This is a genomic window from Nocardia kruczakiae NBRC 101016 (assembly GCF_001612965.1).
In the GTDB taxonomy this organism is placed as follows: domain Bacteria; phylum Actinomycetota; class Actinomycetes; order Mycobacteriales; family Mycobacteriaceae; genus Nocardia; species Nocardia kruczakiae.
Genome location: NZ_BDBL01000025.1, coordinates 38221 through 52081 on the forward strand (window position 1 = coordinate 38221; position 13861 = coordinate 52081).

15 protein-coding genes are annotated in these 13861 nt (G+C 66.1%); 2 read left to right on the forward strand and 13 right to left on the reverse strand.

What is annotated here, in order from left to right; all coding sequences use genetic code 11:
• Positions 1-23: 23 nt before the first annotated feature.
• A complete protein-coding gene (locus tag NK1_RS18560) occupies positions 24-344 on the reverse strand; it encodes a WXG100 family type VII secretion target (RefSeq protein WP_146161311.1) in 321 nt (106 codons plus the stop codon).
• Between the two features lie 164 nt (positions 345-508).
• On the opposite strand from NK1_RS18560, the gene dtd reads away from it, so the two are divergent.
• Positions 509-952 (forward strand): D-aminoacyl-tRNA deacylase, encoded by a 444-nt coding sequence (dtd, locus tag NK1_RS18565; RefSeq protein ID WP_063010384.1) that lies wholly within the window; start codon positions 509-511, stop codon positions 950-952.
• Between the two features lie 9 nt (positions 953-961).
• On the opposite strand, the gene NK1_RS18570 is transcribed toward dtd, so the two are convergent.
• The 6 genes from NK1_RS18570 to NK1_RS18595 are packed head-to-tail and all read right to left on the reverse strand — an operon-like array spanning position 962 to position 9221.
• Positions 962-1750 carry an ESX secretion-associated protein EspG gene (locus NK1_RS18570; RefSeq protein ID WP_063010288.1) on the reverse strand — a complete coding sequence of 263 codons (789 nt, stop codon included), beginning with the start codon at positions 1748-1750 and terminating at the stop codon, positions 962-964.
• Positions 1751-1760: 10 nt separating this feature from the next.
• Entirely contained in the window at positions 1761-4733 is a 2973-nt protein-coding gene (locus NK1_RS34610) for a hypothetical protein (RefSeq protein WP_063906044.1), read from the reverse strand.
• 2 nt (positions 4734-4735) lie between these two features.
• Positions 4736-5068 (reverse strand): hypothetical protein, encoded by a 333-nt coding sequence (locus tag NK1_RS18580; RefSeq protein ID WP_063010290.1) that lies wholly within the window; start codon positions 5066-5068, stop codon positions 4736-4738.
• 21 nt (positions 5069-5089) lie between these two features.
• A complete protein-coding gene (locus NK1_RS18585) occupies positions 5090-7861 on the reverse strand; it encodes a WXG100-like domain-containing protein (protein ID WP_063010292.1) in 2772 nt (923 codons plus the stop codon).
• Positions 7862-7867: 6 nt separating this feature from the next.
• Positions 7868-8383 (reverse strand): YbaB/EbfC family nucleoid-associated protein, encoded by a 516-nt coding sequence (locus NK1_RS18590; RefSeq protein WP_063010294.1) that lies wholly within the window; start codon positions 8381-8383, stop codon positions 7868-7870.
• 34 nt (positions 8384-8417) lie between these two features.
• Complete coding sequence (locus NK1_RS18595; RefSeq protein ID WP_063010296.1) at positions 8418-9221, reverse strand: DUF6585 family protein; 804 nt, start codon at positions 9219-9221, stop codon at positions 8418-8420.
• A gap of 220 nt (positions 9222-9441) precedes the next feature.
• Between NK1_RS18595 and NK1_RS18600 the strand changes: the two genes are divergently transcribed.
• A complete protein-coding gene (locus tag NK1_RS18600) occupies positions 9442-9639 on the forward strand; it encodes a hypothetical protein (RefSeq protein ID WP_063010298.1) in 198 nt (65 codons plus the stop codon).
• Between the two features lie 60 nt (positions 9640-9699).
• Here NK1_RS18600 and map read toward each other — a convergent pair whose 3' ends face one another.
• From map to rpsE, 6 genes are all read right to left on the reverse strand, one after another.
• Positions 9700-10500 (reverse strand): type I methionyl aminopeptidase, encoded by an 801-nt coding sequence (gene map, locus NK1_RS18605; RefSeq protein WP_063010300.1) that lies wholly within the window; start codon positions 10498-10500, stop codon positions 9700-9702.
• A 5-nt stretch (positions 10501-10505) separates the two neighbouring features.
• Entirely contained in the window at positions 10506-11063 is a 558-nt protein-coding gene (locus tag NK1_RS18610; RefSeq protein ID WP_036498218.1) for an adenylate kinase, read from the reverse strand.
• Positions 11060-12379 (reverse strand): preprotein translocase subunit SecY, encoded by a 1320-nt coding sequence (gene secY / locus NK1_RS18615; protein ID WP_063010302.1) that lies wholly within the window; start codon positions 12377-12379, stop codon positions 11060-11062. The genes NK1_RS18610 and secY overlap by 4 nt, the downstream gene beginning before the upstream one ends.
• 194 nt (positions 12380-12573) lie before the next feature.
• Positions 12574-13020 (reverse strand): 50S ribosomal protein L15, encoded by a 447-nt coding sequence (gene rplO / locus NK1_RS18620; RefSeq protein ID WP_030513405.1) that lies wholly within the window; start codon positions 13018-13020, stop codon positions 12574-12576.
• A complete protein-coding gene (gene rpmD, locus NK1_RS18625) occupies positions 13017-13202 on the reverse strand; it encodes a 50S ribosomal protein L30 (protein WP_030513404.1) in 186 nt (61 codons plus the stop codon). Before rpmD ends, rplO begins: the two co-directional genes overlap by 4 nt.
• Position 13203: 1 nt before the next feature.
• Entirely contained in the window at positions 13204-13842 is a 639-nt protein-coding gene (rpsE, locus tag NK1_RS18630; RefSeq protein WP_030513403.1) for a 30S ribosomal protein S5, read from the reverse strand.
• Between the last annotated feature and the right edge of the window lie 19 nt (positions 13843-13861).

The window sequence follows — 13861 nt, forward strand, 5'->3', positions numbered from 1 at the left end:
GCGCTCGATCCGCGGCCGCTCGATCACTGGAAGCCGTAGGTGTTGCCGTGCTCCATGGTCTCCAGATAGGTGGCGCTGTCGTTCTGGCCGTCGGAGAACTTCTGGAAGGCGGTGGAGAAGTTCCGCGCGCCGGTGACCATGTTGTCGTGCGCGGCGAGGTAGCCGTCGCCACTGCCGGTGCCCGCGAACTGCTTGCCCAGACTGTCGTCCCCCCAGCAGTTTCCGTACGCGGTGGTCTTGCCCTGCAATCTCGTCAGCACCTGTTCGATGTGGTCGCGCACATCTTGCGTCTTGCCGGCGGCCGTGCGGAGTTTCGCCACCTCGACCTCGATCTCGTCCGCCATCGTCCGTCCCTCCATCGCACTGCCGGCCGGCGCCCGTCGACGCTGGACTTCGACGATGGCAGCCGCGGGAAAATCGTCAGTGGCGCCGACGTGAACACCCGGTGGCCGGTCCCGGAAGCCACCGCGAAACCCGCCTCGGCGGCCGGTATCCGATGATGGAGGGCATGCGAATCCTGGTACAGCGCGTGAGCTCGGCCCGGGTCACGGTCGACGACGAGGTGGTGGGACAGATCGACCCGCCCGCGATGGGGGTGCCGCACGGCCTGCTCGCCCTCGTGGGTGTCACCGGCACCGACACCGTCGCGCTCGCGAAAAGTCTGGCGGACAAACTGTTTCGTCTGCGCATTTTGGACGGTGAGCGCTCGGCCGCCGATCTCGGTGCGCCGATTCTGGTGGTCAGCCAGTTCACCCTCTACGCCGACACCGCGAAGGGCCGCCGGCCGTCCTGGTCGGCGGCGGCGCCCGGATCCGTCGCCGAACCGCTGGTCGACGAATTCGCCGCCGCACTACGCGACCTCGGCGCCACCGTCGCCACCGGCCGCTTCGGCGCGCACATGCAGGTCTCGCTGGTGAACGACGGGCCGGTCACGCTGCTGCTCGAGGCGTGAGCGGCGCGCTCACTCGTCCACCTCCTGATAGTCGTTCATCCGCTGCACGATGTGTTCGGCCTCGGTATCTATCCAGTCGATCAGCCCCGCCGACCCCATCCCAACGGCTACCGGCGCCGGTTCCTCCAGGGGAATCACGTAACGACCGTCGCCGGGCAGATCCCGCCACAGCCGGGCGACCGAGATGCGCCCGCGCGGACCGAATTTCGATCTGCCCTGCGTCAACCGGACGGTGCCGGTGTGAGTCGCGGGGATGTCGAAGAAGGCCGCGCTGGTGAGTCCGCGAAAGTCGTCATCGTCGTCGGCGATCATGGAACCGCCACCCGAGGGCCGGCCCGCGCTCTCGCCGATCTCGATCTCGATCGGTCCGCGCCGTCCCGGTTCGGCCGCGGGCAGCAGACCGACGACTGTCTCACCGAGCGCCCGCGGATCACAGGCGGTGATGGTGAAACCTTCGGCATGTTCGAGGGTTTCGCCCGGCAACTGAACGACCACGAACCCGCGGGAACCGAGCCGCCCGGCGTAGAAGCGCACCCGCTTGGCCGGATTGTCGAAATCCGAATCCTCCCAGGCCTCCCCACCGACCAGCACCTCCGGCAGCACCATCGTGTCCACGATCGCTTCGAAGGCGCTGTCGCCGCGATTCTCCAATTCCGCTCGGGTGCGGCGCCATTCGCGTTCGTAGTCGTCCAGATACGGAATGCGGCTGGTGATGCTGAACATCGACGGCACAAGGCCGAAGAATCGAGTGTCGCACAACACCTTGAATTCCAGGTCCGTCAGAGTCCACCTGTTCACATGTCCTCGTTCATGGTTCGATCACCGGCTTGACGCGGAACGGGGTGTCGCCCATCGCGTCGTCCAGCCAGTCCGTGGAGGTCAGATACTTCGGCCGCCGATGCTGGCCCTGCGCTCCGGAATTGCTCGCGCTCGAGGCCGGTGTCCCCGCCATACCGGGCTGACCGGGTTGTCCGGGCCGGCCGGCCTGCTGGTCGTACGAATCGTGCTGCCCCGCACCGTAGGAGGAGAGATCCGCCGGCAGCGACGCGCGCGGAAACTTGTCCGGTTGCCGCGGCTGATCGAGTTGCCGGGGCGGCGTCGTGTCGTCGGTCCCGGTACCGTCGCCGACTCCACCGCCTGCTCCCCCGCCGGTATCGGCGCCTCCGCCACCGGCACTGTCGCCGCCGCCACCGGGATCCAGCTGTGCCGCGATATCCGACAGCCCCTCCATCCCCGGCGTGTGGCTGAGGTCGCGCAGCCGTTCCGCCAGCGCGCGCAGCGGATCGGTGGCGTCCGTGCCCGACAACAGTTGATCCAGACCGGGAATGCCCGAGAGCAGATGACTCAGATCCGGATTGCCGGACAGCAGCTGATCCAACCCTGTCGAGCCCGACACCAGCTGGTCCAGGCCGGGGATACCGGCCAGGAGATGACTCAGATCCGGGTTGGTCGCCAGCAACTGGTCGAATCCGGGAATGCCGGACAGCAGTTGGCCCAGGCCGGTCAGGCTGTCGTGGGCGGTCCGACCGAGCTGGTTCAGCGCCTGTTCGCCGCCCGAGAGCAGCGATTCGAGCGGGTTGGAGCTGCCTGCGGTTCCGCCGAGCAGCGATTCGAGCGGATTCGTAGCACCGGTCCCACCGAGCAGCGATTCCAGCGGATTCGAGCTTCCCGTCGTCGCCGAATCGCCGAAGGACGGCACCGTCTGCCCGAGGCTGTCGCCGGTGGTGCCGGTTCCGGCTTCCGTATTCTGTTCTCCCGCAAGCCCGGACAGGAGATCGTCGAGCGACGGCAGTTGCTGTTGGCCGTTCTTGGCCGCGCCGGCCCCGGATTGCTGCGTCTTGCCGAGATTCGACGGAATCGTCGACGACCCCGTCCCCGAGGTCGATCCGGTACCGGTCGACGAACCGGTGCCACTGCCGCTCGGACCCGAATACGGCGTGCTGCTGGGACCGGAACTGCCGCCGGAGGATCCGCCGGTGTCACCGAGACCGGCGGAATTGAGCAGGTCGCTCAGATTCGGGAGTTGCTGATTGGACTCGCCGCTACCCGGCATGCTGTCGTAGTTGCTCGGGATCTGTGAACTCTTGCTCGTCCTGCCGGAACCCGAACTCGCCCCGGATCCACCGCCGTAGCCGCCGCCCGTGCCGCCTCCGTAACCCGAGCCGGTGTAGTCGGAACCGCTGCCGTACTCCGCGCCGCTCCCGTAACCCTCGCCACTCCCATAACCTTGGCCGCTGCCATTGCCTTGGCCGCTGCCATAGCCCTCACCGCTGCCATAGCCCTCACCGCTGCCGTAACCGGACCCACTGCCGTAACCGGACCCACTGTCATAGCCCGAACCACTGTCGTAGCCGCCCCCGTAGCCGGAGCCACTCCCCGAACCCGAACTGTGGGATCCCTCTTCGTATCCGGCCTCGTAGCCCTGCTCGTATGCCGCTTGGAGCTGCTGCGATGTGGCGCCGCTGCCGGACCCACTGCCATAGCCGGAACCGCTGCCGTACCCGGACCCACTGCCGTAACCCGAACCGCTCCCGTACCCCGACCCACTGCCGTAGCCCGACCCACTCCCGTAACCGGAACCGCTCCCGTAACCGGAACCGCTCCCGTAACCGGAACCGCTGCCGTAACCCGAACCGCTGCCGTAACCGGACCCGCTGCCGTAACCCGAACCGCTGCCGTAACCCGATCCGCTGCCATAGCCCGAACCACTCCCGTAACCCGAACCACTTCCGGACCCACTTCCCGATCCCGAACCACTGCCGGAACCGGATCCACTGCCCGACGTGCTGCCACCGCCCGTCTGACCCGGAATGGCGATCGTCGGAATCGTCGAGATCGTCGATTTCATCGGATCCGCGTAGTACTTCTTGTAATTGGCGCGGTATTCGTCGGTGTGGTGATGTTTGCAGCCCGTCTTCTCCGGCTGTCCGGGAGTCGGCATCGACTTGCGGGTCGCCTCGAGCCAGTCGCTGGTGTACCGCAAACTCGCCCCGGTCACCTTGATGGCGTCGATCAGATCCTGCGTGCTGTCCTTGTAATTGCGCACGGCGGTCACCGCCGCGGCCGACGCGTCACCGGTCCAGCTGGCCTGCAACTTCGCGATCTGGTCCGCGTAGGTGGCCATATTGCTCGATATCAGTTTCGACATCGAATCCCAGAACCCGGACAGATCCATCGGCGGCTGCGCGTGAATCGTCTGACCCAGCTGAATCATCTGATCCCAGTCCAGGCTGTCCGGATTCTCGATGTTGATGGTGACCGAATCGGTCTTACCGCCGTAACCCTGAATCGCCTCGGGAAAACTCGGCATCGACCAGCTGTCGTCGACGAAATCCTGATTGAGGTCGGCGACCAGACTCCCCCCGTTCGAGGAAAGTTTGGGCGGCGTCACATTGCTCGTGACGTTCTTGGGTTTGGCGATCGTGTCGAAATTGAACGTCGAGCTGTGCTCGTGCGCGGCGAACGTCTTACCGGCGGCGACGAAGGTGTCGAACTGATCGCGAACCACATTCGCATGCGTCATCAGCGAGTTGTACAGTGCCGCACCGTGATTGCTGTAGACACCCGCGAGGTCCCGGCTGGACTGCAGAATGCTGAAGGCGCCGACCTCGTGCGCGCGAGTGTCGTGGACCGATTGCGCCAATGCCTCCAGATTGGCGATCAGCTGCGCCGCGGCATCGGTGGCGGCCTTGATGTCCTTCGTATCGAATTGCAGCACACCGGAATTCGCCGCGCCCAGAATCTGCGTCCATTCGGTGGTATCCGCATTCGGCAACGTCATGATCAGCCTCCGAGACCTTGGGTCGAACCTTGTTCGGCGGCTCTGAACTGGTCGGCGGCCGAACGCTCACCCTCGGCGAACTGAAACAGGGCATCGGCCATGCCGTAGCCGCCGTCGACCATATTGGCCCGCGTCGTCTTGTACCCCTTGTCACCGTCGGCGAACTTCTTGCCGGACTTGTCGTTTCCCCACGGCTGGTTGGTGGAGTCGTTCTCGATTCCGGTGAGCGTGTTGTGCAGGGTATCGATCACGCCCCGCACTTTGTGTGAGACGTCCTCGGGCAGGTCGGCGGCTCTGGTCAGCGCGTCGACATCCACCTCGATCTTCTCCGCCATTGTCAGTCCCTACCTGTGTGCCTACATCTGGAACGGCTTGTCGACATTCGGATCGCCCCCGCCCGGATCGTTCGCACCCGGATCGTCCGTGGCCGGATTGCCGGTGGGCGGATTGTCTGCGGCCGCCGCGCGCGGTGCGGGTGGAGGTTCGGCCGCGTCCAGCCACGCTTGCTCGCCCGGCGCATCAGGCGCGTCGAAATGCGCCGGCATCGGACCGATCTCCGGCACCTTCTTCGGCCGCGACTTCGCGCGATAGTCCTTACCCGGCCCCAGCGGTTTCCCCGGATCCTGCGGCTCGGCCGGATCGGACGGTGGGGGCGGAGCCGGAGCCGGTCGCGACGGCGTCATGTAATTCGGATCCGACGGGTCGCGGAAACCACCGCCACCTTGCCCACCATTCACCGGCGGCGCAGGAGCAGGGCGCGACGGGGTCATGTAGTTCGGATCCGAGGGATCGCGGAAACCACCGCCACCCTGACCACCATTCACCGGCGGAGCGGGAGCCGGACGCGACGGCGTCAAGTAATTCGGATCCGACGGATCGCGGAAACCACCGCCACCCTGCCCTCCGGTGGAGGGATTCGGCGCGGGAGCAGTGGGCGGACCCGGTTGGGTGAACGGCCGGGAAAAGTTCGGCGGGTTACTCGGGTTACCCGTCGAATTCGCCACTGGCGCAGCGTGAATCGGCGCCGACGACGAACTCACCGGCCCGCCCGCCGACGCTCCCGGCTGCGTGAACGGCCGGGAGAAGTTCGGCGGGTTGTTCGAATTCCCCACCGGCGCGGCGTTGATCGAGGGCCCCGGGCGAGAGCCGGGGGCCGCGTTCGCGGAGCTGCCGGCCGGATGCGGGGCGGATCCGTCGCCACCGCCCACCGGCGGCGCGGGGGCCGGACGCGACGGCGTCATATAGTTCGGATCCGAGGGTGAGCGGAACCCACCGCCTCCTTGTCCGCCGTTCACCGGCGGCGCGGGAGCCGGACGCGACGGGGTCATGTAATTCGAGTCCGACGGATCCCGGAAACCACCACCGCCCTGACCACCATTCACCGGCGGGGCGGGAGCAGGGCGCGACGGGGTCATGTAGTTCGGATCCGACGGATCGCGAAAGCCACCTCCACCGTGCCCACCGTTCACCGGCGGTGCGGGAGCCGGACGCGACGGAGTCATGTAATTCGGATCCGACGGATCGCGAAAGCCACCTCCACCGTGCCCACCGTTCACCGGCGGTGCGGGAGCCGGACGCGACGGAGTCATATAGTTCGGATCCGACGGATCACGGAAACCACCACCACCGTGCCCTCCGGACGCCGACTGGTGCTGACCACCGAAGCCCGGTGTGCCCGAATGGTTTGCGCCACCACCGGTACCGGCCGCCTGGGTCGGCGGGGCGGGAGCCGGGCGCGACGGCGTCATGTAATTCGGATCGGACGGATCGCGGAAACCCCCACCACTGTTCACCGGCGGGGCGGGAGCCGGGCGCGACGGAGTCATATAGTTCGGATCCGACGGATCACGGAAACTCCCACCCTGCTGGTGATTTCCGCCCGTATTCGTCGTCGCGGCATTCGTCGTGGTGCCGGGGTGCGTCGTCGACGACGACTCGGTCTGTCCCGGTACCGGCCGCGGCGTCAGCGGATTGTTGGTGGGTGGTGTTTTCGGCGGGGCCCAGGGCGCTTTCGCATTCATCCACAGGTTGAATCGCGGGTCACCCTCGGTATCGGTGGTCGTCTTCGTACCGAGACCGCGCATACCGCCGACCATGCCACCGCGGGCCGCACTACCGACCCACCCCTCCGGCCCCGCGAAGGCGCCCGCGATATCGCCGGTCACCGCACCCGCGCCGATATTGCCGAAGATGTTGCCGAAGACACCGGCCGTGGCGCCGATGGTCGCCCCTTGCAGGAACATTCCCGACCGGAACGGCATATTGGTGATCGCGCCGCCGAATTTCTTGTCCAGATTGCCGATCCCGAAGCCCATGTAGCGGCCGAGTTCGCGACTGGGAATGGTGCTCAACGCCGACGCCGCCCAGGAGGCGCCGAATTCCTTCCAGTTGAATCCGTGCCGTTTACCGTCCGCGATCTGCGCGCCCTGCACGATCGCATTGGTCACCGGCGCCCAGAGCGCGCCCTCACCGAATTTCAGCGTGTAGACACCCATGCCCTTGGCGGTGGGCAGAATCGTCTTGGCCTTGTACTTCCAGGTCTGCCCCTTCATCCCCTTCCAGGTATCGGCCGAGAGGATGTGTTTGAACCAGTACCGGGAGGCACCGTTGAGTTCGCCGCGGGTCGCGAATCCCAACTTCGCCCACGCCCGTTCGAGTGCGTTCTGCAGGGCGTCGGCGATGAATTTCACGATCGATCGGGTGGTGCCGATCGCGGCCGCCTCCACCGCCGGTGCGGTCGGCGGGAACAGCCATGCCCAGGCGATCTCGACCAGCAGAATGCACAGCGAGACAATGATGTTGATCTTCGCCGACTGCAGTTCGGTGCCGACGTCGAAGGTCGAATCACCGATGGTCTTGAACGATTCGGCCAGCGTCGCGAGCGACTGGTCCCCCTGCAGGAAGACATCGAACAGCTTGCCGATCTGATCGGCGGCATCACCCGCCGGAAAGGCCGCCATCGCCGCGGTTTTCGCGCTCTCGATGCCGGGGACCTGCGCCGCGAGATCCTTGGACGCCTGCTCCCAGGCCCGCGACACCGCCCACATCTTGTCTTCGTCACCGTCGGGCCAGCTCGCACCGGCAACCCGGGCGATCGGACGTACGGGCGGGGGCAGGTACAGGCTCACGGCGGATCAGTCCTCGTCGGACACCATCGAACGGTGCGCGCTACCGTCCATCGGATGCGCGGGCGGGACGTCGCGATAATCCTCGACCCGGGTCGGTGTCGGTGGCGCGGTGGGCATCATCTGCCCGAGATCCGGTGCGCCCTCGACGAATTCCGACAATTTGGGCAACTGTAGCTTGCGTTCACGCAGCGGCCGCATCAGTTCAGCGCCCAGGCGCAGCACCTCGGCCGCGGCCTGCTGCACCGCCGCGGTCATCCCGGCGGCGATCTCGTCGTAGGTCAGATCCGCGATATCGTCGGCGAATTTCGTCTCGATCAGCAGCCCGTCGGCATTGACCGTCACCCGAATTCGCTGCTCACAGGCGCTCGCCGTGGCCGTCAGACGGGAGCGTCGCAACTGGATCTCCGCGATCCCGCGCAATTGCTCGTCGAGCCCCTCGAGCACCGTCATCATGTCGGCATGGAGCCGTTCGTTGACCACTGCCACCTCCACCGTCGACGCGCGCAGTAGCAACAACAGCACACCAGGTTGAATATCCGGTGGCGCCCAAGGAAATTCAGTGTCGACTACCGCCGTGCACCCGGGACAGATGGGTGGCCAGCGCCTCGAAGATCAGGAAGTTCGGAATATCGCTCACCATCGCCGAGGTCAGCGCGAACCAGCGCCCGGCGACGTCGACGCTGAGCCGGCCGTCGGAGATCGACACCTGATTCACCTGCGTCCACGGCGCCGACTTGCGCGGCGAGCCGACCTCGTACCACGTCATCCCCAGCTCGCCGAACACGAGCCGATGCCCCGCCTGCAGGGCCGCCAGTGCCTGCGGCAGCTGAGCGTCGGTGACGGCCCGCTGAATCGCCGGACCCCACTGCTGCGGATCCGATATACCGTCGCCGACAACGAAATTCGTACCGGCGAGATCGGTGAGGGTGTAGGCGTAGGTGGTGCCGATGTGATGGCCGTTGCGCATATGCCGCACGATGTTCTGGTACACGGTGGTGCTGTCGTAGCGCACCGCCCACAACCGTCCCAGCAGGGCCGCGACCAGTCCCCGCTCGTAGAGGTCCAGCCGAGCGCCCTCATAACTGCGGGTGTATCGGAACGCCCGAATCAGCGCCGGTACCAACACGATCGGGAAGATCGCGGCCAGGATGCCGAGCACCGGCTGCCGCACCGCGAACGACACCACCGCGGCGATCACCCCGGCGGTCGCGAGCACGATCAGCACGATCTTGCCGCCCGTCCGCGGCGACCGCGGCAGATACGTCTGCTGATGCCGGCCCAGCCCGGACCGCGCGGCCAGATCGCCGATCGCCGCCGCCAGTTCCCGATCGTTACCCTCGGCCATCGCCGAACCGGCCACAGTCCCCCCTCGACACACGATTACCGAGTCAGCTTAATCGACGTGGCGCGACCGACACCGCTGTGGCACACCCGCAGCGCCTCGCCGCACCGCTTGTGAGATGTCCAATGCGCACACCGGAACCGATCGATCGCACCGGCCCGCGAGTTAGGTTCTCGACCAGCAGATATTCATCGACACGTGCGGTCACGACACCGTACGCCGACTGAGAGGAGGGCCCGTGACCGAACGCAGTATCGCCATGAACCCCGGAGTGCACGAGGTTCTCGACTACTTCGGCAAATGTCCCGAATGCGGTTATCCCGCACGGGCTTCGGCCGATTTCGCCGGGGCGCCCACCGTCGTCGCCAGCTGCGACCGCCCGTGCGGCTGGACCGGCGTGGTACCACTCACCACCATGACCGGGCGTACGGCGTAACAGCCCGCCGACAGCACGACGCACCCGCGCCGACGAGGCCACGGGTGCGTCGCGAACGAATTATTCGGGGCGAACGGTCAGGATCCGCGGACCGTCCTCGGTGACCGCCACGGTGTGTTCCCAGTGCGCGGCGCGGCTGCCGTCGGTGGTGACGACGGTCCAATCATCTTCCAGCACAGTGGTTTCCGTGGTGCCGAGGGTCAACATCGGCTCGATGGCCAGCACCGAACCGACCACCAGTTTCGGACCGCGTCCGGGCGCGCCCTCGTTGGCGAGGAACGGATCCATATGCATCTGACGGCCGATGCCGTGTCCGCCGTAGCCGTCGACGATGCCGTAGGCGCGGCCGTGCTCCTTCTCCGCGGCGCGCGTGCCCAGCTCGATCGCGTGCGAGACGTCGGTCAGGCGATTGCCCGGCAGCATGGCCGCGATACCGGCGTCCATCGACAGCCGGGTGGCCTCGCTGAGCAGCCGGTCGGCCTCGATGACCTCGCCGATGCCGAACGTCCACGCCGAATCGCCGTGCCAGCCCTCGAGAATCGCACCACAGTCGATGGAAACCAGATCGCCCTCGGCGAGCACCTCGTCCTTCGACGGAATCCCGTGCACCACACGGTCGTTCACCGAGGAACAGATCGATCCCGGGAAACCGTGATAGCCCTTGAAGGACGGGACTGCGCCCGCTTCCCGGATGGTCTGCTCGGCGACCTCGTCCAATTCCCAGGTCGAGACCCCGGGCTTGGCGGCGGAGCGCACGGCGACCAGCGCGCGGCCGACGATCGCGCCGGCCGCGGCCATGGCATCGAGCTCACCGGCGGTGCGGAACGGCACCACCTTCTTCTGCTTGAGGCCGAAAACCATTCGCCTCAGCGACCCAGGGCTCGGAGTGCGCGCGTGTTGACCTCGGTGATCTCGCCGACGCCGTCGACGGCCACGACGAGACCGTCGTAGTGCTCGAGCAGCGGCTCGGTTTCCTCGCGGTACACATTCATCCGGTTCCGGATGATCGTCTCGTTGTCGTCGCTGCGTCCGCTGGTGCGGCCGCGCTCGACCAGACGCTCGACGAGCGTCTCCTCGGGAACCTCGAAACTCAGCACCGCGTCCAGCGCGTGGCCGGACTCCTTGAGCATCTTCTCCAGGGCCTCGGCCTGGTCGACGGTGCGCGGGTAGCCGTCGAGCACGAAGCCGTTGACGGCGTCGGGCTCGGCGATGCGCGACTCCACCATGCGGTTGGTCACATCACTGGGCACCAGATTGCCCGCGTCGAGGTACTTCTGCGCCTCACGGCCCAACGGAGTCTGCTGGGAGATGTTCGCACGGAACAAATTCCCCGTGGAGATGTGCGGAACGCCCAGCTTGTCCGACAGCAGTTCGGCCTGTGTCCCTTTACCGGCACCCGGCGGTCCGAGCAGTACGAGTCTCACTTGAGGAACCCTTCGTAATTTCTGTTCATCAGTTGGCTCTCGATCTGTTTGACCGTATCGAGGCCGACGCTCACGACGATCAGCACCGACGTACCGCCGAACGGCAGGAAGTTCGAACCGCCACCGCCGGCACCGATGTGCAACAGCAAGTTGGGCAGTACGGCAACAGCACCGAGGTAGATCGAACCGGGGAGGGTGATTCGGCTCAGTACATAGTTCAGATAGTCGGCGGTCGGCTTACCCGGACGGTAACCGGGAATGAAGCCACCGAACTTCTTCATCTCGTCCGCGCGTTCCTCCGGGTTGAAGGTGATCGCGACGTAGAAGTAGGTGAAGAACACGATCAACGCGAAGTAGATCAGGACGTACACCGGGTTACCCGGGTTCACCAGATACTTCTGGATGATCTTCTGCCACCAGCTGTCGGAGTTGGACGACTGGGTCAGCTGGGCGACCAGATTCGGCAGGTACAGCAGCGAGGACGCGAAGATCACCGGGATCACACCCGCCTGGTTGACCTTCAGCGGTAGGTAGGTCGACGATCCGCCGTACATCTTGCGGCCGACCACGCGCTTGGCGTACTGCACCGGTATTCGGCGCTGGCCCTGTTCGACGAAGATCACGCCGACGATCACCACGAAGGCGGCGACACACACCAGCCCGAAGATCAGGCCACCCTTGCTGTCGAGGATCTGCTTGCCCTCGGTCGGGATACGGGCGGCGATACCGGCGAAGATCAACAGCGACATACCGTTGCCGACACCGCGCTCGGTGATCTGCTCGCCGAACCACATCACCAGGGCCGCGCCGGCCGTCATCACCAGCACGATGATGATCATGCCGAAGATGCTGGTGTCGGCCAGGATGTCGTCGGGGCAGCCGCGCAGCAGCTGACCGCGCGAGGCCAGGGCGACCAGGCCCGTGGCCTGCAGAATCGCGAGCGCGATCGACAGATACCGCGTGTACTGCGTCATCTTGTTCTGGCCGGACTGGCCTTCTTTTCGCAGTTCCTCGAACCGCGGGATGACCACCGTCAGCAGCTGGATGATGATGCTCGCGGTGATGTAGGGCATGATCCCGATCGCGAACACCGACAGCTGCAGCAGCGCACCACCGGAGAACAGATTGATCAGCTGGTAGATACCGGCATTGTCACCGCCGGAGACGACGTCGATGCAATGGCGGATCGCCTTGTAGTCGACGCCGGGCGACGGTAGCGAGGCGCCGACGCGGTACAGCGCGATCAGGCCCAGCGTGAAGAGAATCTTCCGCCGCAAGTCCGGGGTCCGGAAGGCCGACACGAAGGCGGAAAGCACAGATCCTCCTGGCTGACGACACGGGGGTCACGCCCACTTCCGTCACCTCGGCACATACCGGTGCCCTACAGGGCAGAGCCGGTCCTGTGCCACGACAACGGGGCAGACTGGTTGGCAGACAACACTTGAACTCTAACAGCGGCGCCGGACGGGCTCTCACCCGTCCGGCGCCCCGACTGTATTACCAGTAACTGTCAGCCCAGTTCGGTGGCGGTACCACCGGCAGCGGTGATCTTCTCCTTGGCGGAGCCGGAGAACTTGTCGGCGCTGACCTGAACGGCCACACCGATCTCACCCTCGCCGAGCACCTTCACCAACTGGTTCTTACGCACGGCACCGGCAGCGACGAGCTCGTCCTTGCCGATGGTGCCGCCCTGCGGGAACAGGCGCGCGATATCGCCCACGTTCACGACCTGGTACTCGACGCGGAACGGGTTGGTGAACCCCTTCAGCTTCGGCAGGCGCATGTGGATCGGCATCTGGCCGCCCTCGAAACGGGCCGGCACATTCTTACGAGCCTTCGTACCCTTGGTACCGCGACCGGCGGTCTTACCCTTGGAGCCTTCACCGCGACCCACACGGATCTTCTCGGTCTTGGCGCCCGGGGCGGGCCGCAGGTGGTGGAGCTTGATGGGGGTCATGCGGTTTCCTCCTCAACGGAAACGAGGTGGCGCACGACGTTGATCAGCCCGCGGTTCTGGGCGTTGTCCTCGCGGACCACGGTCTGGCGGATACCGCGCAGGCCGAGGGTGCGAAGCGACTCCCGCTGATTCTTCTTGGCGCCGATCGTGGACTTGATCTGGGTCACCTTGAGCTGTGCCATGTCAGACTCCCTGTCCGGCACGCGCACGCAGCATGCCCGCCGGGGCAACGTCCTCGATCGGCAGACCGCGGCGAGCGGCCACCTCCTCCGGACGCTGCAGCATCTTCAGGGCAGCGACGGTCGCGTGCACGACGTTGATGGCGTTGTCGCTACCGAGCGACTTGGCCAGGATGTCGTGGATACCGGCGCACTCCAGCACGGCACGCGCCGCACCACCGGCGATCACACCGGTACCGGGCGAGGCCGGACGCAGCATGACGACACCGGCGGCAGCCTCACCCTGCACCGGGTGCGTGATGGTGCTGCCGATCATCGGGACGCGGAAGAAGCCCTTGCGAGCCTCCTCGACACCCTTCTGGATGGCCGCGGGAACTTCCTTGGCCTTGCCGTATCCGACACCGACCAGGCCGTTGCCGTCGCCCACGATCACCAGGGCGGTGAAGCTGAAGCGACGACCACCCTTCACGACCTTGGAGACGCGGTTGATCGCGACGACACGCTCGAGCTGGTTCTTCTCGGCGGCATTGTCGCGACGGTCACCGCCGCCGCGACGGTCGCGGCCACCGCCGCGCTGATCGCGCTCGTTGCTGTTCTGTCCGGCGGGTCCGCTGCCGCCGTCACGCCGCTGACGTCCCGGCATCAGACGTTCCTTCCGTTCA